Genomic DNA, 23379 nt, shown 5'->3' with positions numbered 1-23379 from the left:
ACCTTAAAAAAACCGACCAATCTGCGCGGCTTGGCTGTCCCGGGCCGACGTTTCAAAACCACCTCCGTTTTGCTTCCTTTTATTTACCGCATATATATCAATATTTGTGCCACAATTTTGAAAATTGACTTTATTGCGCCGGCACTGGTTTCGGCTGAATTTTTACAATCCCTTCGGGCTTTTGATAAGCATCAACCCTGTATCATACTGGCACAGCCCGGTTGGTACAGGCTCTAAAACTTCCTGCCGGCGGCAAAACCGGCTCACCCGCCGGCCATGTTTCAATTTGACACATGTGCCGGCTAAGCAAAAACAAAATAACCTTCCACCATCGGGAAGGTATTTGTATATCTTTCAAGCGCCGGGTTGAAAAACAATTTTTAATACCGGGCGGACATTTTTTCCCTGATCAGGTCCCATTTCAAACCACGCACCGCTTCCGCCGCTATCAACGGCGCCTCCCGGGCGTCCCGGCCGTAAATGCACAGCGGCAGGCTGTTGATAAAATCCGACGCCACTCCTCCTCCGCCGCCGCAGACAAAAGGCACTTCCACCCTCGACTGGGCCAGCAATTTAGCTAATTTTTCAAAGGCGTACATGGTGGTGGTCAGTCCCGCGGTGCCGGTCAGCATTACGGGCTTATATTTTAATACGGCTGCAAGCACATCCTCCACCAGCACATCTTTCCCCAAATCAATTACCTCATAACCATTGGCCCTGAGAATGGCGTTAACTATCTTTTGTCCCAGATCATGAAGATCACCCTCGGCGGTGTGGGTGACCACCACGCCTTTTTTGTCCAGCGGCCTGTTCATTTTTCTTTCGCATATCTCAACCCCCAGCAGCATGACATCCGAGGATTGCAGTGTCTGGGGCAGGTAATAAATCCCTTCGTCCCACAGTCTGCTTACTTCATCCATTCCTATTTTCAGGCCCAGATTGATTACATCAAGGGGGCTCCTGGTTTCCAGCGCCTTATTCACCAGTGCCTCTATTCTTTCACAATCACCCTCAATCACACAGTCAATCACTTCCTGCAGCACGGGATCGTCACTTAAGCGCGGCTTGGCCGGGGTATCGGCGCTACCCTCAATAACAAGGTCGTAGCGTATGAAGATATTATTAAAATTCACGGCGCGCTCCACAGGCAATCTCACCTCATTTCTTTTCAAAATAAGGATGACATCAGGTTATAGGCTTTTATCTTTCTATAGAGGGTACTCCGCCCGATACGCAAATTCTTGGCTGTCAGGGATATGTTCCAATTGAACTTTACCAGGGCTTCTTTAATTATCTGGGCTTCATGGTCGCTGTAAGACATCTGCTCCTTCCCCGCCTCTTTTTGGGGCGCCGTTTTGGGCAGAATATTTTCCGGCAGGTGTTCCGGCTCCAGGGTATCGCCCCTGGCAGCGTGCAGCGCCTGCTCGATTACATTTTCCAGTTCCCTTATATTGCCTGGCCAGTGGTAGTTATAAAATATTTCATATGTTTTTGGAGATACCTTTTCAACCCCGGAGCCGGTCCTTATTCTGAATTTTCCGATAAAATAATCCACCAGTGGGGCCATATCATCCTTTCTATCCCTTAAATTTGGAAGTTTTATATTCAACACATTCAAGCGGTAAAACAAATCCAGCCTGAAATTGCCCTTTTGCACTTCCTGGTACAGATCCTTGTGGGTGGCTGAAATAACTCTGATATTCACGGGAATTACCTTGCTGCCTCCAACCCGGGTTACCTGCCTCTGCTGTAATACCCTTAACAGGGCGGGCTGAAGCTCAATGGGCAAATCCCCTATTTCATCCATAAAAATGGTGCCCCCGTTGGCCAGTTCGAATTTGCCCGGCCTGCCGCCCTTTTTGGCCCCGGTGAAAGCGCCGTCCTCATATCCGAACAACTCGCTTTCCACAAGATCCCTGGGTATCGCCCCGCAGTTGATAACAATAAACGGCCCCTGGCTATATTCACTGTAATTATGAATAGACTGGGCAAACATCTCTTTTCCGGTTCCGCTCTCGCCCAGTATCAATATGTTGGAATGGCTTTTGGCCATTCTTTTAGCCTTGTCTATAATAGCCAGCAATTTATTATTTCCGGTTATGATGTTTTCGAAATTAAAACTGGCTTCGGCTCCCACAATCCGGTTGACCAGCCGGTGGACGGATTTTATCTCCCGGATGGTAACCACTATGCCGGATATTTCCCCCGACTCGTCTATTATAGGCATGGCATTTGAACTGAAACGCAGGGGCTCTCCCTCTTTGGAATTAAGTGTCATTTCACGTTCGTTATAGCCTGCGCCATCCTTTAACGCCGCTACCAGCGGAGAGTTTTCCCCAAATACCTTTTGCGCGGACCTGCCGTGGCCTTCCCCGGGCCTCAGCCCCAATATGCCGCAGCCCGCCTTGTTAATCTGTTTGATTATGCCTTCCCGGTTTATCAGCAACACGCCCTCGGACATGGTGCCCATAATGGTCCCGGCATATTTATTCGCCTCAATCAGCCCGGCCTGGGCCTCCTGGTAGCTCAGCTGGTTTTCAATAGCCTTAACCGCGGCCACCATCATGCCCAGGGTATGAAGATGGGAATCACGGTATATCCCTATCAGCGCCAAAACACCCACCAGATTGCCCCGGGGGTTGAAAATAGGCGCCGCCGAACCGGATATATCATGCAATATTTTGCAATAATGCTCGGTGGCGTTTACCTGGAGCGCTTTTTTTTCAATGATACAGGTGCCTATGGCATTTGTTCCGATATTGCTTTCAGCCCAGCATATTCCCTCTTCCATGGAAATACTGCGCATTTTTTGTCGTATTACCGGATCGCCATAGGTTTTCAGTATCAACCCCTCATTATTGGTCAGAATAACTATAAATCCGGAACCTTTTACAAAATTGTATATATTGTCCATAAAAGGTGCTGTTGACAAAACAAAATTATTATTAACCTTCTGCTTGCATAAAGCCCCGCTGTTTACATTCAAATGCTCCAAATGACCATATGGATTAATATTTTTCTCAAAACAACGCTTCCAGGAACGGCCAATACTCAAACTGACCACATAGTTTTCCAGAATTCCTGTTTTTATAAACTTTTCCCAGGCCTGTTTAATCCTAATGGCCCTTCTTTCCAAAAGGCTCCCTGTCAACAGATCATCACCCCCAAAAAGAAAGTTTACCTTAATTTTACTTTTGAGTTATGTTGTTGTCAACAAGCATAATATTTACCTGATGACATTTGACAAATTAACCTATAATAAATCTTTATAACCCAATTCTTTTATCTCGCTAACAGGCTGTAAAAGCTCGAACTAAGTTCGTTTTAAGGAAAGGGGATACACCTCTGTTGAAAGCATAACTTTGGTGTGAGGAATGTCCCCAACACAGATTCGGCAGAGGAATAACCCCTTCCGAACAAGGTTCACTTATATCATCAGACAAAAAAACCGGGGTAAACCCCGATTATTTTTGGCCGGTCATTACAAGCACAGTCTATTTCCAGGGACATGCCCTTTTCTCCATGATATCCAAAATGATGTAAATCACAAAACCAAGTATTCCCATGGCGATAATGCCGGCAAACATATTTTCGTAGGACATCCTGGACCAGGCGTCCAGCAGGTAATACCCCAACCCCTCCTGGCTGGCCACGGTCTCGGAAATAAACAGCACCGCTATGGCCGTGCCGGAGGCAATGCGCAGGGAGGTCAGCACCTCGGGCACCGCCGCCGGCCAGACCACGTGGCGATATATATCCCGCCGGCCCGCCCCCAGTGAAACCACCGAATTGATTAAATCCCTGTTTATATTCTTTGCCGCGTCCCTGGTGGTAACCAGTATCTGAAAGAAAACCACCAGGGTAATAAGGGCTACTTTGGGCAGATCCTTCAACCCCAGCAGGGCCAGCAGCACCGGAAGAAATACAACCTTCGGTATGGGATAAAGCAGGTATATCATCGGCGCGACAAACTGGTCAATCTTCTCTTCCCGGCCCAGCACCATACCCAGGGGAACCGCCAGAACAAGGGATATGGCCAGACTTATCAACACCCTGTAGGCGCTCACGTAAAAATGAAAACCCAGGGATCCGGTCATTTCCAAAAAGAATGCCTTAAAGGAAGGAACCGGCCCCGGCAAAGCGGGAAGCTGTAACAGCGCCGACAGGGCCTGCCAGAACAGCAGCAGGGCCAGCACGGAAAGAAGCGTCTTTGTAATTTTGTTGTTGATAATTCCGATATGCCTAGTCAATGTTCCAGTAACTCCCGTACCCTGGTGGCCATGCGGTAAAACTCCCCGGTTTTGCGGTAATCCATACGTCCCGCCCGGGGGTTGTCCACCACCTCCACCACCCGGCCGGGGCGCTCCGAAAGAACAATAATCCTCTGGCCCAGGAATATGGCCTCTTCAATGCTGTGGGTCACCAGCACGATGGTAATTCTGTCTTTCAGCCAGATGTTCAGCAGCAGTTGCTGCATGGTCTCCCGGGTCAGGGCGTCCAGGGAGGAAAAGGGTTCGTCCATCAGCAGCAAATCCGGTTCCAGGGCCAGGGCCCTGGCTATGCCGATCCTCTGGCGCTGCCCGCCGCTGAGCTGGGACGGGTACCTGTTTCTCATCTCCCACAGTCCCATTTCCTTTAATATGGATGCTATTCTTTCCCTTTTTATTGCCGGGGGAACCCGTCTGATGGCCAACCCCAGGGCGGCATTGTCCCAAACTTTTTTCCAGGGCAAAAGACCGTGATCCTGCAATATAAGGGCGGTCTTCCGGCGCCCCCGGGGAACCTTTTCCCCGTCCACCAGCACTTCCCCGGAGTATTCTTCCAGGAGCCCTGAAAAAACGTACAGCAGGGTTGACTTGCCCGACCCCGAGGGGCCGATCACCGCGCAGGTGCCGCCACGGGGTATGGTGAAGGATATCCTGTCCAGGGCCTGCACCCTGTGCTCCCCGCCGCCGTACCACAGGGAAAGCCCGTTAACCCGTACCATGGCTCCCTCTCCGGTTAATCCGTTCATTTTTCCAGTACCCGCCCGTCAACCAGATCCCCGTGGGACAGTTTGTTTTTTAATAGCTTATGCTCTGTCATCCACTGCAAAACTTTTTCCGTCTCTTCCGCCGGGGGCGGCACGGGCTGGGAATAATTGAATTTCAGCCTGCTTTCCTTGCCTGTCAGCAATTCTTCCGGCACCCGGGCTTTTTGGATCAGTATCTCATTGTACCCGCCGGGTTCGGACTGGATATCGGCTACCGCCCTGGAATAGGCCTTGATAATTTTTTTAATGGCCGGGGTATCTTTTTCCAGGGTTTCCATTCTTACTATAAACACTGTCTGGGCCACCGGGTTTTCAGTGTTGTCCACAATAAGGTGGGCACCTTTCATCTCCGCCAGGGTGGCCAGCGGGTCCGGCAGGGTGGCAGCCTTCACCGTTCCGTTCATCAGCGCCTCCATGCGGAGGGGGAGTTTGGGAATGGCCGTCTTCTTTATTTCATCACCGGAAAGCCCCTTATCCCCAAGTAACCTGTCGGTGATATACTCGTTGACGGTATTTAAAGACATGGCGATGGGCTGATTTTTCAGCTGCTCCGGTGTGGTTATGCCGGAATTGGGGGCGGACAGCACGGCAAACCTGTTCTCACCGGGATTGACGCCCTGGGCAACGGCCACGGCCTTTACCTTTGTGCCGGAATCGTTCATAGCCGCCACCGCCAGCATGTCCCCCACACCGGCGTCAATCTGCTTTGCCACGAAGGCGCTGTCCCTTTCCAGGGCGCTGGGAAAATCAACCAGTTCAATATTCAGCCCCTCTTCCTTGAAGTAGCCCTTTTGCTCAGCCACCCAGAAGGGTAAATTATCCGCTATGGGCATCATTCCCAGGGTTAATTTAACGGGCTCGCCGCTGCCGCACCCGGCCAGCATCAATCCGGCCAGAATAACCATGCACCCCAAAAATCTTTTACCTGATTTGAACAAAACGCCGTCACCTCCGAAGTCAGGGGACACGCCTTCCCAGGGCCTAAAATAACTTGCTTGTTAACGACCCCGAAAGGAATGTCCCCACCTTGATTAAGTATTATGACAAAATTCTCCTTTGAGCCATTTAAATCCTTCATGATACTTTTATTTTCCCCCGGCTCCAATAGCCATACCGGCCAGTGGACAAGGAAGGGTAATTGACGGTCCGGAGCAGCATAGAAAAAACAGGCTGCCGTATCTGCAACCTGTCCCCTTTTCTTAAAACGCCGACATCAATTGGTGATTTTAGTTATTGCAGCATGCCCGGATTATAGGGGAACTGAGACTGATAGTTTACAAACTGCTGGTGTGTTTGCTGCAATTTCTGGGAATTTTCCGGCTCCAGGGTGTACCAGCCCTTTCTGAACATAAGGTTGAATACTTCCCGGGTCTGGCCGTGCGATTCCACCAGAACCCCCATAACGTCGTTATGCAGCGCCTGATGACTGGCCTCCCTGGCGAATACGTTAAAATTGTCGGTAATATATTTTAATCCCGCCAGTGTTTCGTTCACCATATCCCTGTCGTTCATCTCCGGTCCCTTTGTCTTGGAAAGAAGCGGAGACTGGGGATTTTTAATCTGATTCTGCTGCATCATTTAGCGCCTCCTTATCAGTTGGCCGCGTTGAGCGGGTTGACGTGGTTTAAAAGCCTGAGGTAGTGATTCATATGCATTTGTCCGGTCCTGTCAAGGGCCATCTGAATCTCCGGGTCCATGGCCTCCCTGGCGAAATGGAAACATTTCTTCATGGACGTCAGTTCCCAGGACAGGGCGTCTTTCAGGTAAAGGTGATCTTTGGTGGAAATCACCCTGGGCGGGGCCGGCATTATGGGCTGCTGTTGCATAAACTGGTTGGGCTGATAGAACATGCTCATTTGCTGCAAACTTATAACCACCCTTTTCTTTTTTATTTATTTTTTCAAAGAAAGGGATTAAATATTACAAAACGAACGGAATGTTGCAAAATAAATAAAAAATTTTTTTGCATTTTTTTAACGGCTTCAATGTCAAATTAATTTACGGCCGCATACTATGGAATAAAATAACAATACAAAACCATTACAAAGGAGGACTCTTACATGGGTTATGGCTTTGGCGGAGGCGGTTTCGACGGTAGCTTTATTCTCTTCTTGATACTTATTCTTCTGGTCTTTTCAATGCCTTATGGCGGCGGCTATTACGGCGCAAATAAATAATCGGTGGAAATTTCATCGGTGAGACTCTGCAAAAAGCCCAAACCTGCCAGGTTTGGGCTTTTTATTAATTTTATCTGCGGGTTTCTCATAAAATTGATATTTGCCCTTAAACAGCGGCACCCCCTTCAACCTCCGAAGGCCAGCTCCTCCATCCGGTCCAGGAGCTGTCCGAACATGTGTAAGGCTTCCCGGACCGGCTGCGGCGTGGCCATATCAACGCCCGCTTCCCTTAACAGGTTAAGGGGGTAATCCGAGCCTCCCCTTTTCAGGAAGGACAGGTAACGGGAAACCGCCGGCGCTCCCTCGTTCAGTATCCGGGAGGTTAATGACGTGGCCGCGGAAAAACCGGTGGCGTATTTATATACATAAAAGGCTGTGTAAAAATGCGGTATGCGGGCCCACTCCAGATCAATTTCCCGGTCCACCACCATCTCCGGCCCGTAATAGTCAACATTGAGCCGGTTGTAAATCTTGCCCAGCAGTTCCGGGGTCAAAGCTTCCCCGGACTCAATCTTTTCGTGGGTTATTTTTTCAAACTCGGCAAACATGGTCTGGCGATATATGGTTCCCCGGAACTGTTCCAGGTAGTGATTGAGCAAATACAGCTCCTTATCCCTGTCGGTAACGGTTTTTAATAGATAATTCATCAGCAGGGATTCATTGACCGTGGAGGCCACCTCCGCTGTGAATATGGTGTAGTGGGAATACACGTAGGGCTGCTCCCTGTCCGAAAAATAAGAATGCATGGCATGCCCCATTTCGTGTGCCAGGGTGAAAACATTGTTCAGGTTGTCCTGGTAATTCATCAATATATAGGGATGAACGCCGTAAGGCCCCCAGGAGTAAGCGCCGCTGGTCTTGCCCCTGTTCTCGTACACATCCACCCACCCGGAGTCCAGCCCCGAGGACATTATATCCAGATATTCCTTCCCCATGGGAGACAAACCGTCTTTAACCATGGCCACGGCATCCTGGTAGGGAATTTTCCACTTGATATCCTTAACCATTGGCACATACAGGTCGTACATGTGAATATCGTCCAGCTGCAGCATCTTCCTGCGCAGGCTCACGTAACGGTGCATTTTGTCCAGGTTTTCCCGCACGGTCCGGATAAGGTTGTCATAAACCTCCACGGGCACGTTGTCCCCGAACAGGGACGAATGCAGGGATGACGGGTATTTGCGCACCCCGGAATAAAAAATATCCTTTTTCACACTGGAGCTGTAGGTGGCGGAAAGGGTGTTTATCAATTTGCGGAATTCACCGTAAAGGGAATTGAAGGCGTCCTGGCGCACCCGGCGGTTTTTACTCTCCATAAGCTGGGTATAGCGGCCGTGGGTAACCTCCACCTCCTTGCCCTCATCATCAATTATGGAAGGAAATTTCATGTCGGCATTGTTCAGCATTCTGAATATATTGGCCGGCGACTGCACCACCTCGCCCGCCCGGGCGATAATTTCCTCCTCGGAAGCGGAAAGCACGTGGGGCTTCTGCCTGAGCAGCTCTTCCAGAACAAAGGCGTAGAGTTCCAGCCCCTGCTCCTCCCCCTGAAAGCGCTGCAAGGTGTCCCCGGGTATGGCAAGTATTTCCGGGACCATAAAGGAAAGGGCTGTATCCACCCGGGTGCTTATATTTTCCGCCCGGTCCGTAAGGGCCTGGTATACCGGATTGGCGTTGTCCTCGTCCCGGCGCATACGGGCATAGGTAAATATCTTTTCCATCATCTCTTGCAATTTGTCTTCCAGCCGCAGCGCCTCCAGCAGGCTGCGTCCGGATTCCCCCAGCCTGCCCCGGTAGGCTTCTATCTCAGCCGCCATTTTCTGCGCGTTTTTAAAATCCTGCTCCCAGGCTTCATCACTGGGGTAAATATCTTCCAGCCGCCATTTGTACTGCTCGGGTATTTCCTGCCTGGTAGGCAGTGCGCCGCTGTTTTGCATGATTATAGCCATTCCTTTCGCCGCGCCCAGGTACAAAACATTATGAAAATGGTTGCCTGTGCGCTATCCTTTAATTGGTCGTGCCTATCATTTTATATCAATATATTTATGAATATATTGTTGCCCGGAATACTCCGAATAAATAAAAACTCATCCGCATTAATGATTTTTCCATATGTTTCCCTGTAATACCTTCTTTTTAATTAAGGAACATTCTTTCACGAAAAATTGTTAAGGATTAAAGAATCAGCCGGGGACATTTCCTCATGCCTTACGCTGAATGTGAAGCCGCGCCAAATAAAAAAGCCCCTTTCGGAGCCGGTGAGGTTCAATTATATAATTACCTTTTTGCCGTGGTTATATTCTTCAGCACACTGGTCCAGAACAAGACCGCAAAATTAAATATTCTTAGACCTTTATGTATGACGCCTTTTTTACGCGTTGTTTCGACTTTTCCGGCCGGCTCGCTGCGCCGGTCACGGGCCGCGAACTGATAATACAGTTTAATCCACTCATCATCTCTCATCCATAGCACTCCCATCTGGCCAATTTTTACCGGACTGCCCGCCAACCGCCGTCACCATGGCAATTAATAACGATTGACTCCTGATGGAAGTATATTATCATTTCTTTTTAATTAACGCATACGATAGTTTCGATGAGATTAATCAGTTTAACCGATGGCGCATACTATAGCATATTCCCGCACAATTTGCGTCACCTTTTCCCCAAGCATTACCAATAAGTGACCGGGTCTATTTAAAGATTCTGTCAAGCTCCGCGGATAGCCCTTTAAAAATGAAGGAATGGGCGATTTCCGATTTTCTGTAAGTGATATTTTTAATGATGTTTTTATCTTCAAAAAGATAAACGGCAACTTCCCTGTTTATGGGGTTTACAACCCAGTACTCCCCCACACCGCAGGACATGTAAAGATCAAGCTTTTTTATCAGATCCTTGCTCCGGGTGCTCTGGGATAAAATTTCCACCACAATTGCCGGAACGCCCTTGTAATAGTCATTTTCATCCAGCTTTTCCGCAAGGTCGCATATGACCATTATATCGGGCTGGACAATATTTATATTCTCCGGGTTCCTTTTAAGAGTGATATCATATGGGGCAACCAGGGGGATGCACTCTTTCCCCTGAAACCAGTTGTAAAAAATGCCGAAAAGCTCGGTCAAAGCTGTCTGGTGAACGGTTTTAGGCGAGGACAGCAGGTATATTTCACCATCAATATATTCATATCTTTCCTCGGAATCCCTGGTCAGTTCCAGGAACTCCTCATAGGATGCTTTTCTGATGCCGTAACCGTATTCTTCCGCTTTTTCCATTACCGCGCCGGGAACCGGGCCGCCATCTGAAACCGCGTCTCTTATCGCCGATAATATTGCTATTTCCATACCGTTTCTGGTGATTATGATATCTTCCTTCGCCGCAAGCACCAGATATTTTCCGAAATTGTTTTGCACTTCGGTGGAACTGACCTTCATGGACGCACCTCCAATAGCTATAATAGCTAAATTAGCTACCACCATTATATGCCAAAGGGGAAGCTATTGTAAAGAAGAGTACCTGAAAGGTTTGGACAGAAATTACAATCTCAGAACTTCCCTGGCCTTCTCCAATATCTCTTCGGGGTCAAAGGGCTTGGTCATGCACATGTCCGCCCCGGCGCCTTTTTGCCTGTCAAACTCCTGCCCGCCGGCGGTAAGCAGGACGATATACGGGTCTGTTATCCTCATGCGGTTTTTCACTATGTCACACAGCTCATCGCCATTCATCTTGGGCATCATGACGTCAAGAAAAACCAGCTCCGGCTTTTCATATATTATTTTTTCCAGCGCCTCCCAGCCGTTTTCCTCGGTGAGCAATTCAATCCCCTGCTCTTCCAATTCCCCCAGGGTTTGCTCCAGCAGCAGCCTGATGTTCGGTTCGTCATCAACAATTAATATTTTCGCCATGAAAACCTCCGGCAGATTATCATTTTTTTAAAAACTACATATATAACAATTTTACATAAAAAACCGCGGGATAATTTAAAAATTAAATAAAAGTTGTTTTAAGACCGGCAAAGTCCGGGAACAAAAATAAAAATTAAGCGATGCTTTTTATTGCGGCGCTCATCATGTTTTTATTAGCTGTGAACGTCACCGGTGGGAAGCAATCTCCCCTTCAAGCAAGGATAACCCGTATCGCCCGTCGAAACAGGTATTAGTTTCCGCAACCATCATTTTCCGGTAACGGGGGAACCGCATGAGTCCTGCCATGAACCGTAAAATAACAGCATTAGCTTTGCCCCTGGGTATTACGGCACTGGCCTGGGTCCTCTTTTTTAAATGGGAGACGGCCGCCGCTTCATTTATCGCAAAAGTTGATTATTCAGCTTACATTATTTTTTTAATTGGTTTTCTGGTTAGCTACAGGTTCAACCGCAGCGGCATTTTTTACACATTGACCGTTCTTATGCTGTGCCGCCTGTGGACGGTGAATCGCCCTGCGGCTTCCGGCGGAGCCATTGATCCGGATACAATTTATAATTCCATCTGTTTTTTAATTCCTTTAAACATTGTGCTTTTCTCCCTGCTCAGGGAGCGCGGCATCCTGACCTCCGGGGGGAGGGGCCGGGCCGGAATAATTCTTTTGCAGGTTTTATTTGTTGTGGCGGCGGCTTTACCGGGGGGAGAGGATATTGCCGGCCTCCTTGCCAAAAATGTGTTTCCTCCGGGTTTTACAGGGGCGCACCCGGTTCCCCAGCCGGCTTTACCGGTCTTTCTGCTGTCCTTCGCCGCCCTTGTTTACGGTCACCTGTCAGGACGGTTTTTCTCAATGGCCAATTATTACGCCGGTGTGCTGCCAGCGATTTTCGCAGCTTTATATTACAGGGATCACCAGCCGGCCGGGCCGGTGTTTTTCTCGGCCTCGGGGATAATACTGCTGGTTGCCTTGCTCCAGGATTCCTACAGCAAGGCCTATCTTGATGAACTGACGGGATTGCCGGGCCGCAGGGCGTTAAAGGAGGAGCTTTTGAAGCTGGGCGGAACATATGCCATTGCCATGCTGGATATAGATTTTTTCAAAAAATTCAATGACACCCACGGGCACCATGTGGGCGACCAGGTTTTAAAACTGGTGGGTTCAATAATTAAAGACGTGGGCGGGGGAGGAAAGGCGTACCGCTATGGCGGCGAGGAGTTTACCATAATATTTCCCGGGAAAAAAACGGGTGAAGCAATCCCCTACCTGGAGAAATTGAGGGAGACAATAGCCAAAAGGCCTTTTATTCTCAGGGGAAAGGACCGGCCCGCCAAAAAGCCCGATGAAGTGAAACCCGGGGGCAAACCGGCAAAAAAGCTGCATATTACCGTAAGCATCGGCGTATCCGAAAAGAGCGAAAAACACAAAACCGCCGATGAGGTTGTCAAGGCAGCGGATACCTCGCTCTACAAGGCCAAGAAAAATGGAAGAAATCGGGTTGAAGCGCTGTAATACCCGCGGCTATGGCTTTATTAGAGTTTTTCTACAATATCATTAAGACGGCTTTCATCAATAACAACCATCCATATGATTATATAATAGGGATATTTTTGTAATATACAATGTATCCCGGAAGGTCTCCTTCACGTAAAGCGCGCCGCCGGCCCGGGCCGGGGCGCGCTTTTTTCATTATCACTTAAACTGAAAGGTATTTTAATAACTGTTTAATCAGGGTTTTACTTTAAATTTGTAAAGTATATTAATGGCAAAACAAGGCAACAAATCACGGCCGCAAAGGAGGTAATAGAGTTAACAGCGAACCACTGCCACCTATATTAAAGAATGGAAAAAATGCTTAAGTTTAATACGGGAGGATTAAAATGAAAAAATTTGCAAAACAGGGACTCCTGGTATTATGCGCGGGCCTGCTGGCGGCTGGCCTGTCCGCCTGCGGCCCGGCAAACCAAAACCCGGGCGGTGAAAAGCAGGAAGCGCCCGCCGCCGCCGAAATGTCTGTAAGCGACCTTGAAAATGCCGCCAAAGGAGAAGGAACCGTGGTCAGCGTGGGAATGCCCGACTCCTGGGCAAACTGGAAAGACACCTGGAAGGATCTGGAGAGCAAATACGGACTGAAACATACCGACACCGACATGTCCAGCGCCGAGGAAATAGCCAAATTTGAGGCGGAGAAAAACAACCCCACAGCCGACATAGGCGACGTGGGCATTTCCTTCGGTCCCGTGGCCGTGGATAAAGGCGTGACCCAGCCCTACAAGACTTCCTATTGGAACGAGGTGCCGGACTGGGCCAAGGACAAGGAAGGCCACTGGGTTGTGGGCTACCAGGGAACCATAGCCATTATGACCAATAAGGAACTGGTTAAAAACCCTCCAAAATCCTTTGACGACATATTGAAGGGCGATTACAAGGTGGCCATAGGGGACGTCACCAAAGCCACCCAGGCCCAGATGTCCGTGCTGGCCGCCGCCATAGCCCACGGCGGCAACGAGGGCGACTTACAGCCGGGGCTGGACTTCTTTGCCCAACTGGCCAAACAAAAAAGGCTTTCCATGTCGGAAATAAGCGTGGCCAACTTTGAAAAGGGAGAAATAGCCGTTGCCCTGCTGTGGGACTTTAACGCCCTGGGCTACAGGGAAAAAATCAGCCAGGACCGTTTTGAGGTGACGATTCCCAAGGAAGGAAGCGTGGTAAGCGGATACGCCACCATAATCAATAAATACGCGCCTCACCCCAACGCGGCAAAATTGGCCAGGGAATACATATTAAGCGATCCGGGCCAGATTAATCTGGCCAAGGGCTACGCCAGGCCCATCCGGGACAGCGTTAAGCTTCCCCCGGAGGTGGCGGCCAAGATGATTCCCCTGGAGCAGTACGCCGGCGCGAAACCGGTGCAGGATTACAAGGTGTGGGAAGAAACGGCCAAAAAACTGCCCCAGCTGTGGCAGGAACAGGTATTGGTCAACATACAATGACCGACAGGGTGATTTTAGTCATAATCGACGGCCTGACCCATGCCGGGGCATGTTCCGGCATGGGCTATCTCAATCATTTGGTGGAGGCGGGCAGGGCGGCCCGCCTTCTCATAAAAGCCGAGCTGCCCACCCTCTCCCGCCCGTTGTATGAGGTTTTATTGACGGGCACTGCGTGTTATGTAAACAATATCGCCTCGAACTACCCGGCGGGCATGTCCGGCCAGAAAAGCCTCTTTCATTTAACCGGGGAAAAGGGCCTTAAAAACGCCGCGGCAGCCTACCACTGGATCAGCGAGCTATATAACCGGCACCCCTTTGATCCCGTCAGAGACCGGGAACAGGACGACGAAAGCAGGGCAATACAGCACGGCAGATTTTACTTTGACGACAGCTACCCCGACTCCCACCTCTTTTCCGATGGAGAACTGCTGCGCATCAAGCAAAACCCGGATTTTTTACTTATTCACCCCATGGGGGTGGACAACGCGGGGCACCTGTACGGGCCGGACTCCGGACAGTACAGGCAAAAAATACTGGAAGCCGACGCCATGCTGGGGCGGCTGGTGCCGGGTTGGATAAGGGAAGGCTATCACGTGCTTATAACCGCCGACCACGGCTTCAGCCCGGACGGGCGGCATGGAGGCACCAGTCCGGAGGAGCGCCGGGTGCCCTTTTTTGGTATCGGGCCCTCCTTTATCCCCGGGGCCTACCAGGAGGAGGTATCCCAGCTGGCCGTGGCCCCGCTGATTTGCAATCTGCTGAAAATATCTCCCCCGGCAGCCATGGCTTCCATCCAATTCCCCGCCCTGGGCCGGTGACACCGGCCCTTAAAACATCCTTCCCCCCGGCGGGGTTCATATTCCGGGGGCACCCGGACTGCCGCCGGGCAAAGCTACAGGAGGATTGCCATTGAAACCGGTAAACAAACGGGAAATGCCCGTACTCATTACCCTGCTGCCCTTTGTACTGCTGGTGCTGGCCTTTGAGGCGGTACCGCTGGCGGCCATGGTTCTGGACAGCTTCCGGGGCGATAGCGGCAAAGGCTGGACGTTAATGCAATATGCCACGGTATTTGGCAACAAGTTTTACCTGCAGGCCATTAAAAACAGCATAGTAATATCACTTTACTCCAGCATAGCCGGTCTCCTGGTGTCCATGGCAGCGGCTTATTCCTTCACCCGGCTGCCCGGGAAAATTCAGGAAACAGTATTGATGTTTTCCAACATGACTTCCAATTTCGTGGGGGTACCCCTGGCCTTTGCCTACATTGTGCTGCTGGGCAACAACGGGCTGTTCACCATGCTTTTTGCCAAATGGGGCTGGAGTATTTTTAACGGCTTTGACTTATACAGCTGGACCGGCTTGGTACTGGTTTACATTTACTTTCAGGTGCCCCTGGCCATACTGCTGCTCTACCCCGCTTTTTTCGGCATCCGGGAGCAGTGGAAGGAGGCCGCCTACCTGCTGGGCGCTTCACGCCCGGAGTTCTGGCTGCATGTGGGCATACCTGTAATACTGCCGGAAATTGCCGGCACCTTCACCATTCTTTTCGCCAATTCCATGGGGGCCTACGCCACGGCCTTCGCCCTGGTGGGGGGCAATTACAACCTTTTGACAGTTCGCATAGGCTCGCTGGTGGCGGGCAACGTTTTCACAAATCCCCAGCTTGCCGGGGCGCTGGCGGTATTCCTGGCCGCCACCATGCTGGGGGCCATGTGGCTTAACAGCTTGCTGCTGCGGCGAATAAGGAGGGACATGACATGAAACCGGCCAAAAAAATCCATTATTTGATAACCGGACTGGTTCTCTGTTACCTCTTCCTGCCCCTGGCGGCCACCTTTCTCTATTCCGTGGCCACGGAATGGCACAACAGCATTTTGCCGGAAGGACTGACCGCAGGCTGGTATGTCAGCCTGTTCCACGACCCCCGCTTCCTGGACGCCCTGCTGCGCACCGTGCTGGTAAGCGCTTTTACCGTGGCGCTGAGCATACTGGTGATGGTCCCGGCAATTTTCGTTATTACATTTTATTTCCCATACCTGGAAAGATGGCTGCAGGGATTGGCGACCCTGCCCTACTCCATACCCGGGGTTATTCTTGCCGTGGGACTTATTAAAGTGTACTCCGGCGGCCCCGTGCCCCTGACCGGAACTTTCTGGATTCTGGCCGGAGCTTATTTCGTGGTGATTCTGCCCTACATGTACCAGGGTGTCAAAAACAGCATGAGAACCGTGGACGCCATAAAACTGATGGACGCCGCCGAACTTTTGGGGGCCGGCAGGGGATACGCCTTCCGGACGGTTATCCTGCCCAATATATTGCCGGGCATAATGGTGTCCACCCTGTTATCCTTTTCGGTTTTATTCGGGGAATTCGCCCTGGCCAACCTGCTGGCCGGGGGCCAGTACGAAACCATACAGGTTTACCTGATGCTGAAGCTGGACGAGAGCGGCCACCTGTCCAGCGCCCTGGTAATGTCATATTTTGTAGCCGTGCTGGTGCTTTCCTGGCTCACACTGCGGCTGGGGCAGCGGCTGAAAGGAAAACCGGGCCGGGAAATCAAGGGAGGTTTTAAACAGCTGTGAGTTACGTGGTCATTAAGGATATCGTAAAAAGCTTTAACGGCGCCCCGGTGCTGGACAGCCTGTCCCTTACGGTGAACAGGGGGGAAATGGCCACCCTGCTGGGTCCCAGCGGCTGCGGCAAGACAACCCTGCTGCGCTGCGTAGCCGGATTGACCCCGCCGGACCGGGGGCTGATCAGCATTGACGGAAAGGATATAACCGGCCTGGCCCCGAGGCAAAGGGAAGTGGGCATGGTATTCCAGGCATACGCCCTTTTCCCCAACATGACGGTTTACCACAACATCGCCTTCGGTTTAAAGATGAAAAGACTGGCCGGGAAGGAAATGGAGAACAGGGTCCGGAACATGATTGAGCTGGTGGACCTGGCGGGCAAGGAACACTCCTACCCGGCGGAACTGTCCGGGGGACAGCAGCAGAGGGTGGCCCTGGCCCGCTCCCTGGTGCTGGAGCCCAAGGTTTTATTGCTGGACGAGCCGTTAAACGCCCTGGACGCCAAAATCCGCAAAAATTTACAGGCGGAATTGAGAAGAATTCAAAAAGGTCTCAACATTACCATGATAATGGTCACCCACGACCAGGAAGAGGCTTTCGGCATATCTGACACGGTATATATAATCAATAAAGGGCGGGTGGAGCAGGCGGGCGGCCCCGGGGAGGTATACGCCGCGCCGGCCAGCAGATTCGTGGCGGAATTCATAGGAAATTACAATGTAATGGCCCCGGATGAATTCCGGAGGCTGGTCAGGGCGGAAAATTTAGCGGGCGGCGGCAGCTTCGCGGTCAGGCCGGAAGTGATAAAGATACTGCCCGCCGGAGCGGTGGAAACATTTAAGGCTGGAGGAAACGGCAAAGACGGCTGGTACGTGGAAGGCAAAATCGATAACCTGACGGTTAAGGGAAACTGCCTTTGCTACCGGGTAAAGTGCGGCGACCTGCTGATAAACGTGGACCAGTTAAACGATCGGGAACTCCGGCGATTTGACGGTGAAACCCCGGTCAAGCTGTGGATTCCCCGGGAAGAGTGCATCTCTCTGAACTAAGTGAGCGGGGTCAGGCTTTACTTTGTGACTTTATCTCTTTTTATATTTTTTCTTCTGAATGGAACCGGTTATTTTGCTCCGGGTTATATAAGTCAAGCCTGGACCCCGTTAGTATTGATTATTCATAATTATACAGGCATACAATTCAATGCTACTCATCGCCACAGATTTACGTAAAAGTTCAATACAATAACTTTTTTTCAGGCTCAACAAACACATTCTCCCAGCTGTTTGCTACTGTATTACATGGTGCATGTCTCCCGAATATTCTATCCTCTCACGCCCAGCAAAAGCACAACACCTCCTGTTATATTTTAACAGAAGGCATGTACACGGATCAACGCATAAGTTAATAAGTTAAGAGCCTGACCCCGCTACTTCCTGGAGCAATCAGAATATGTCTTCACCTAAATAACCTTTCTGTTGTATGCGCAAAATAACAAGGAAGGGGACACACCTGCTGAAGGGCAGGTATTCCTTTAGGGACAGGAATGTCCCCGATTGGGGGAAAGGGGTCACATCAAAATTGGAACAAACAGTGGCACAACTTATTTTAAACGCACTGGCAGCCTGGGGAGTCAAAAACATCTATGGTGTTTCCGGAGATGCCATACTGCCCTTTATGGACGCCCTGGGGAAACAGGAAAAGATAAAATTTTACAGCACCGCCAATGAGCAGGGCGCTGCCTTTATGGCCTGCGGGGAGGCCAGGGTAACGGGTATGCCTGGGGTATGCCTTGCCACAGAGGGACCGGGCGCGCTGAATTTGGTTAACGGGGTTGCCGATGCCTGCCGCGACGATGTGCCCATGCTGGTTATAACAGGACAGGTGGAGACTTCCAAACTTTCTACCAATACAAAACAATACATCGACCAGCAGACACTGTTTACCCCTATTACCGGTTTTACTGTCCTGCTTACCAGGCCGGAGTCTGCCGTGGGAACTATTAAGATAGCATTGGAAAAAGCTATCGGAGACAATACCCCCTGCCATGTTACAATACCCAGGGACATTTTTTTAAGCCCCGCTCATAGAGCTTTAATTCCCGACCTTGACCAGGGGCTTCCTCCCGGTGTTTCTGGAAATATAGATCAGGCTATAAACTTAATAAGAAGTTACAGGAAGCCTGTGATAATCACGGGTAAAGCTGCCATTCCATTTAAGGACACTGTTTTTCAGCTGGCCAGGCAAATTGGGGCGGGAATTATTCCGGCACAGGGGGCCAGGGGAATATATCCAGGAACGGAAAATATTATTTTGGGTGGGCTGGGTGAGGCCCATATCCCACCCGTTTTAAAGCATGCCGACAGTGTTTTGCTTATCGGGGCAAGTCCTTATGAGCACAAATTTATACCTTCACAAAGCAAAATACTGCAAATTGATACCCGCCCTCAACAAATTGCCCACCAATTAAGGCCTGTATCACTGACCGGAGACGTGCATCAAATACTGCGAAGCTTAATGGAAGGTTTGTCCAATGTCTCTCCGGATGCAGGCTGGCTGGAAGAAATAAAAAAATGCCACGCAGATTATGTTGCCATGATACGGGGCGAGGCGGATCTCGCAGGCAGGCCCATTCCTATACAAAAGGCCATATCAATACTAAATGACACAATTCCCGCAGATGCTATAATAGCCATTGACTCCGGAGAATTTATGCACTGGTTTGACCGGGGCTTCATTGCCCGGGGGCAGCAGGTTATCATTTCTGACCACTGGCGCTGCATGGGTGGTGGATTGCTTTTGGGACTCGGCGCTCAGACGGCGTCTCCCGATAAAAAGGTTGTTATATTAACGGGCGACGGCGGCTTTATTATGACCATGCAGGAGCTGATAACCGCAGTGCGCTACTCTCTGCCGGTGGTCGTAATCATCTTTAACAACAGCATGTATTCACTGGAGAAACATCGAATGGAAAAGGCGGGGATAGGTGCGTTCGGAGTGGATGTCAAAACCCCGGATTTTGCCTCATTTGCTGTGTCCTGCGGAGTGGAAGGCATAAGGGTTGAAGATCCGGAAACACTTCGGGATGTCTTTCATAAAGCTGTGGGATTTGACCGGCCTGTTGTTATAGACGTTATATCAGGATCAAACAAGCCCGGTTTTATTTAACAAAAAACAAGCCTCCTGGTTTCATAGCCGGCGAACCTGGAGGCTTGTTCTATTTCACTGCAGAAAGCCCGGTTGCTCGGCCAAAGCCTGCTGATAATCCGGCCTGTAAGTGGTATGTTCATCCACTGAGATGATTCTACCCTCTTTTATAGAAAGCAGGATGTCGTGCACGGTCTTTAAATCGCCGAATTCCATCTCCGGCGTTACGCTGATGGGTTCCGACCCGGTGAGGGCGTTGTAAAAATTGATCAGCTCATTGTAATAGCCCTTTTGCGCCTCGTACGGGATCTGCTCTTTTCTTCCGTCGTTGAAAGCCAGGTTGATGGTGCCCACATCCCGCCCTTCCAGATAAATCATGCCCTCGGTACCAAATATCCGCAGACCGATTAGGGGGCGCTGCATTTCCTTTCCGGCGCAGAAAAAGGTAAATTGGCCGGTAACCCCGCTCTTGAACAGCAGATTTACATTTACTGCGGAATATGGAGCGAAATCAGACGCCTGAGGACGTCCAAAAGCCTGAAGCCGGTCTATTGGGCCAAAAATATGTCTCAGTCCGGCAAGGTCATGAACTCCGGTATCCGTGATGGCCCCTCCTGGAAATTCCGGGTGCTGTCTCCATTCCTTGGCCGAAAACTTGTCCTGCAGCATATCTCCCGGGAAGTCCACAACCCGGTTCTGGATAAAATAGATTACATCTCCAATACGCTTCGTTCTTATTAAATCCCTGATTATATCTATTTCCTGATTATGACGGAAATTTTCCGCAATCATAATCGGTACGTTATACTTTTGGGCTAAATCCCTGGCCGCCCTGGCTTGCTCCAGGGTGGGAGCCAGTGGTTTCTCACAGATAATTCCCTTCTTCTGTCCCGCCAGTCGCTTGGCTACAGCCTCGGTAACCTTGAAATTCAATTCGATTGGCACCATTATGTCCACCACATCCAGATCTTCCCTATCCAGAATATCCTGAATCTCTGTATAAACGTTTTTGTGGCTTATTTTCAGACGATCTGCCCACATGTCGGCTTTTACTTTGTCCAGATCACATAGTGCCGCAATCTCGTAACGGTCAGTTAACTTCTGGTAGGCAGGATAGTGCAAACGCTCGAAGGCCATGCCTACTCCAATGATACCCACTTTAAGTTTCCGCACCCGTATCACTCCCGGCCATAGATTTTTGATAGTATGTTCATAGCCGGTGCCGGGTATTCTCAATATCTCTTACCGGAGATGTTGCACAGAATGTAGATTTATAATTATGTGCAAATGCCGAAGGAGGTGGTTAGTGTTTTTCTGTTGTTTGCCCTGCGGTAGGTGTAGGTGTTTTTTCTGCCCAGGCTGCCCGTTACTTCCAGCAGGTTGCCGTTAGAGTCGTACCGGTAGAAGGTTCTCCCCAGCTGTCGTCCATGGACAGCCTGTTGCCGTTGCCGCCATAGGTGTATTTGACCATGGTGTTGTCTTCGTAGATTTTGCCGGTTAAGCGGCCCGCCTGGTCGTATTTGCAGGTGGTAACGTTGTTTAAGGGGTCGGCTGTGCCGGTAGACGGTTCAGGCCGTCGTACGGTATATACCCCTTCGGGGTCGGTTACTTTGGTTTGATTTCCTGATTCGTCATAGCTGTAGGTGTTTTGGCAGCCTTTTGGGTCTGTGAGGCTGATTACTCTTCCGGCTGCGTCGTAGCCGTATTCCGTACGCCCGCCGTTGGAGTTCAGCTCCTGGGTTACCCTGGTCCCCATCTAAAGTGATTGCTGTGAAGGTTCCGCCGGGGAATTCAGTTTTTATCAGCAGCAACAACAACCCTGATTTCTTGCGATACCCTTTGCTTATCCCTGTATAGGGCGGAGATAACTATTCATTTTTTGAAAATGCGACAAGGGAGAACCGTCCTCCTGTCGTATTCTGTCGTATTTGAGACTTTTTCTCTTAATGCGTGACCGCATTAGACTGTAATAAATAACACAAAATTTCACAACTAATCATAACATTGGAACCGTCCCCATGTAACATGCATATTACATGTTATCTCATGTTATCTAAATTGCCAGGCAGCATAAAGCAATAAGTGCCGATATTCTAAGCAATCATACAAAAGGTAGAGCAAGTCACACTCGGCTGTGTCCAGTAAAGCGGGAAGGCCTCATACTTTACCTCCCTTGTGTCGGAACATAATTAAGAATGCTTAAATTCCCACTTTGTCTGCAAGGTGGGGGGTATTTTACACTTACGCACATAACATCGGAATAACCCCCATGTTATTTTTCCTCTTTTCTATAGTTGTTGCAAAGAATATTTGCAAAATTTTTTGGTATTTTTTGATTATAGAAACTATTGGGAATCCATGATTCAAGTGCTTCTTCAACTGTATGCCAAGATTTTAAAAATGTTAACGGAGTATTTAAATTTTTATTTAAAGCCAATATGCAAGATCCATAATCTCTTTCTCCAAATATACCCCATTTCAAAGAAGGAGATGTCCAAAGAATTATATTTGAATTATATAAAATTGAATCTGCAATGCTATCTTTAGGACTCATCCTAAGGAATTCAACATAATCCTCTTTTGTCAAATCTATTGGCAGATTCCCCCAGTTATAGTATCCAAATTTCTTGTAATAATAATCAACTGGCTTAGGATCTAATACTGCCACAATGATATTATCATCATTTGTTTTTTGGGTTAATGTTTGAAGTATACTCCAAGATTCACTGCTCATTACCCAATCAAATTCTTCAAACATATAATCATCGAAACTTTCTTGAAATACTTGTTCAGGAAGTCGGTAATCAATGTGAAAAACATTGCTTATCATTCCTAATGTTCTGGAATATTCATTTTTGCTTTTTATAAATAATTTTTGTAAACTCAAGAACTATTTCCCTCCCAGCCTAATTTTAATATTTATTGAATCACTACCTTTACGATAATAATCAGCTGTAGGTCTCCCTATATTTTAGATGAATCTCTGAGGACATATTTTGCTCCATCTTTTTCATATATGGTAGTTTTACCATCTTTACCTACCGATTTCTTCCATCCACTCCTGGTAAGGTTTTCTCCAAATTCATTTTTACTTACATTAGTTGATTCGTTAATATATCTACTTCCAGGAGCTGTTATATCCTTATATTCTGAAGCTTCTCCTGCCTCCTCAACAGATTCATTTTTTACATCGTTGTCGCCGGCGGAATCATCTGCCCATATTCTATCCCACGTATTTTTAGCTCCCTTAGCAAAATTAGTTGTTTGACTAATTGCGTAAGCTCCAGCTGCTCCTATTGCAGTAATGCCTGCACGAGCAATATCTTGAGGATATGCTATAGCATGCCCTGTAGGATCAACATAATTGATCGGATTGTTATTACAGTAAGTATAAAGATTCTGGGTCCAGGGTTCGTAGATGTTGCCCCGGTAGGTGCCATTGGTGATAAACCTCCCTATCTCCGGGTTATAATACCTGGCTCCCATCTGGTATAGCCCGGGGCCGGAGAAGTAGGGGGCGCCGGTGAAGGTGAACCTTGTTTCGTC

The 23379-nt window shown here is 49.3% G+C and carries 22 protein-coding genes; 7 read left to right on the top strand and 15 right to left on the bottom strand.

Annotated features, from left to right (window positions below):
- Positions 1 to 380: 380 nt before the first annotated feature.
- The 11 genes from DCCM_RS02450 to DCCM_RS02400 all read right to left on the bottom strand — a co-directional run bounded on the left by DCCM_RS02450 (position 381) and on the right by DCCM_RS02400 (position 11110).
- On the bottom strand, positions 381 to 1133 hold the full coding sequence (locus tag DCCM_RS02450; protein ID WP_231702613.1) for a B12-binding domain-containing protein: 753 nt from the start codon (positions 1131 to 1133) through the stop codon (positions 381 to 383).
- A gap of 35 nt (positions 1134 to 1168) precedes the next feature.
- Entirely contained in the window at positions 1169 to 3151 is a 1983-nt protein-coding gene (locus DCCM_RS02445) for a sigma-54-dependent Fis family transcriptional regulator (protein WP_104370875.1), read from the bottom strand.
- Positions 3152 to 3494: 343 nt separating this feature from the next.
- Complete coding sequence (locus DCCM_RS02440) at positions 3495 to 4250, bottom strand: ABC transporter permease (protein WP_104370874.1); 756 nt, start codon at positions 4248 to 4250, stop codon at positions 3495 to 3497.
- Positions 4247 to 4987: an ABC transporter ATP-binding protein gene (locus DCCM_RS02435; protein ID WP_104370888.1), complete on the bottom strand. Its 741-nt coding sequence runs from the start codon at positions 4985 to 4987 to the stop codon at positions 4247 to 4249. The genes DCCM_RS02440 and DCCM_RS02435 overlap by 4 nt, the downstream gene beginning before the upstream one ends.
- A 23-nt stretch (positions 4988 to 5010) precedes the next feature.
- Positions 5011 to 5970, bottom strand: coding sequence for an ABC transporter substrate-binding protein (locus DCCM_RS02430; RefSeq protein ID WP_231702612.1), 960 nt, complete (start codon positions 5968 to 5970; stop codon positions 5011 to 5013).
- Positions 5971 to 6262: 292 nt separating this feature from the next.
- Positions 6263 to 6610, bottom strand: coding sequence for a spore coat protein (locus DCCM_RS02425; protein ID WP_104370873.1), 348 nt, complete (start codon positions 6608 to 6610; stop codon positions 6263 to 6265).
- Between the two features lie 14 nt (positions 6611 to 6624).
- Entirely contained in the window at positions 6625 to 6888 is a 264-nt protein-coding gene (locus DCCM_RS02420; RefSeq protein ID WP_231702615.1) for a hypothetical protein, read from the bottom strand.
- 446 nt (positions 6889 to 7334) lie between these two features.
- Positions 7335 to 9158, bottom strand: a complete 1824-nt coding sequence (pepF, locus tag DCCM_RS02415) for an oligoendopeptidase F (RefSeq protein ID WP_231702611.1) — start codon at positions 9156 to 9158, stop codon at positions 7335 to 7337.
- Between the two features lie 328 nt (positions 9159 to 9486).
- Complete coding sequence (locus DCCM_RS02410) at positions 9487 to 9672, bottom strand: hypothetical protein (protein WP_128739060.1); 186 nt, start codon at positions 9670 to 9672, stop codon at positions 9487 to 9489.
- Between the two features lie 229 nt (positions 9673 to 9901).
- Entirely contained in the window at positions 9902 to 10639 is a 738-nt protein-coding gene (locus tag DCCM_RS02405) for a Uma2 family endonuclease (protein WP_104370871.1), read from the bottom strand.
- 102 nt (positions 10640 to 10741) lie between these two features.
- Positions 10742 to 11110, bottom strand: coding sequence for a response regulator transcription factor (locus DCCM_RS02400; RefSeq protein WP_104370870.1), 369 nt, complete (start codon positions 11108 to 11110; stop codon positions 10742 to 10744).
- A 292-nt stretch (positions 11111 to 11402) separates the two neighbouring features.
- Between DCCM_RS02400 and DCCM_RS02395 the strand changes: the two genes are divergently transcribed.
- From DCCM_RS02395 to DCCM_RS02365, 7 genes are all read left to right on the top strand, one after another.
- Positions 11403 to 12635: a GGDEF domain-containing protein gene (locus DCCM_RS02395; protein ID WP_104370869.1), complete on the top strand. Its 1233-nt coding sequence runs from the start codon at positions 11403 to 11405 to the stop codon at positions 12633 to 12635.
- A 368-nt stretch (positions 12636 to 13003) separates the two neighbouring features.
- Positions 13004 to 14116, top strand: coding sequence for an ABC transporter substrate-binding protein (locus DCCM_RS02390; RefSeq protein WP_104370868.1), 1113 nt, complete (start codon positions 13004 to 13006; stop codon positions 14114 to 14116).
- Between the two features lie 8 nt (positions 14117 to 14124).
- Positions 14125 to 14934: an alkaline phosphatase family protein gene (locus DCCM_RS02385; protein WP_231702610.1), complete on the top strand. Its 810-nt coding sequence runs from the start codon at positions 14125 to 14127 to the stop codon at positions 14932 to 14934.
- A gap of 91 nt (positions 14935 to 15025) precedes the next feature.
- Positions 15026 to 15880 carry an ABC transporter permease gene (locus DCCM_RS02380; protein WP_207655527.1) on the top strand — a complete coding sequence of 285 codons (855 nt, stop codon included), beginning with the start codon at positions 15026 to 15028 and terminating at the stop codon, positions 15878 to 15880.
- Positions 15877 to 16701: an ABC transporter permease gene (locus DCCM_RS02375; RefSeq protein ID WP_104370866.1), complete on the top strand. Its 825-nt coding sequence runs from the start codon at positions 15877 to 15879 to the stop codon at positions 16699 to 16701. Before DCCM_RS02380 ends, DCCM_RS02375 begins: the two co-directional genes overlap by 4 nt.
- Positions 16698 to 17741, top strand: a complete 1044-nt coding sequence (locus DCCM_RS02370) for an ABC transporter ATP-binding protein (RefSeq protein WP_104370865.1) — start codon at positions 16698 to 16700, stop codon at positions 17739 to 17741. The genes DCCM_RS02375 and DCCM_RS02370 overlap by 4 nt, the downstream gene beginning before the upstream one ends.
- Before the next feature lie 526 nt (positions 17742 to 18267).
- Entirely contained in the window at positions 18268 to 19854 is a 1587-nt protein-coding gene (locus DCCM_RS02365; RefSeq protein WP_165791989.1) for a thiamine pyrophosphate-binding protein, read from the top strand.
- Between the two features lie 54 nt (positions 19855 to 19908).
- Here the strand turns inward: DCCM_RS02365 and DCCM_RS02360 are convergent, their stop codons facing one another.
- From DCCM_RS02360 to DCCM_RS18950, 4 genes are all read right to left on the bottom strand, one after another.
- Positions 19909 to 21006, bottom strand: a complete 1098-nt coding sequence (locus DCCM_RS02360; RefSeq protein WP_104370863.1) for a Gfo/Idh/MocA family protein — start codon at positions 21004 to 21006, stop codon at positions 19909 to 19911.
- Positions 21007 to 21199: 193 nt separating this feature from the next.
- Positions 21200 to 21589: an RHS repeat domain-containing protein gene (locus DCCM_RS02355; RefSeq protein ID WP_104370862.1), complete on the bottom strand. Its 390-nt coding sequence runs from the start codon at positions 21587 to 21589 to the stop codon at positions 21200 to 21202.
- 516 nt (positions 21590 to 22105) lie between these two features.
- Positions 22106 to 22720 (bottom strand): hypothetical protein, encoded by a 615-nt coding sequence (locus DCCM_RS02350; protein ID WP_104370861.1) that lies wholly within the window; start codon positions 22718 to 22720, stop codon positions 22106 to 22108.
- A 77-nt stretch (positions 22721 to 22797) separates the two neighbouring features.
- Positions 22798 to 23379: RHS repeat-associated core domain-containing protein (locus DCCM_RS18950; RefSeq protein ID WP_207655526.1), on the bottom strand; the 582-nt coding region annotated here is incomplete at its 5' end.

Origin of the sequence: Desulfocucumis palustris (assembly GCF_002933875.1) — a bacterium.
Classification (GTDB): Bacteria; Bacillota; Desulfotomaculia; order Desulfotomaculales; family Desulfocucumaceae; genus Desulfocucumis; species Desulfocucumis palustris.
Note: the sequence above shows the minus strand (reverse complement) of the source record. Positions and strands in the feature narration are given on the sequence as shown.

Coding starts and splice junctions, on each gene's coding strand:
- DCCM_RS02435 (WP_104370888.1), bottom strand. CDS start 4,987: ATGGTACGGGTTAACGGGCTTTCCCTGTGGTACGGCGGCGGGGAGCAC.
- DCCM_RS02425 (WP_104370873.1), bottom strand. CDS start 6,610: ATGATGCAGCAGAATCAGATTAAAAATCCCCAGTCTCCGCTTCTTTCC.
- DCCM_RS02420 (WP_231702615.1), bottom strand. CDS start 6,888: ATGAGCATGTTCTATCAGCCCAACCAGTTTATGCAACAGCAGCCCATA.
- pepF (WP_231702611.1), bottom strand. CDS start 9,158: ATGGCTATAATCATGCAAAACAGCGGCGCACTGCCTACCAGGCAGGAA.
- DCCM_RS02410 (WP_128739060.1), bottom strand. CDS start 9,672: ATGAGAGATGATGAGTGGATTAAACTGTATTATCAGTTCGCGGCCCGT.
- DCCM_RS02405 (WP_104370871.1), bottom strand. CDS start 10,639: ATGAAGGTCAGTTCCACCGAAGTGCAAAACAATTTCGGAAAATATCTG.
- DCCM_RS02400 (WP_104370870.1), bottom strand. CDS start 11,110: ATGGCGAAAATATTAATTGTTGATGACGAACCGAACATCAGGCTGCTG.
- DCCM_RS02395 (WP_104370869.1), top strand. CDS start 11,403: ATGAGTCCTGCCATGAACCGTAAAATAACAGCATTAGCTTTGCCCCTG.
- DCCM_RS02390 (WP_104370868.1), top strand. CDS start 13,004: ATGAAAAAATTTGCAAAACAGGGACTCCTGGTATTATGCGCGGGCCTG.
- DCCM_RS02375 (WP_104370866.1), top strand. CDS start 15,877: ATGAAACCGGCCAAAAAAATCCATTATTTGATAACCGGACTGGTTCTC.
- DCCM_RS02355 (WP_104370862.1), bottom strand. CDS start 21,589: ATGGGGACCAGGGTAACCCAGGAGCTGAACTCCAACGGCGGGCGTACG.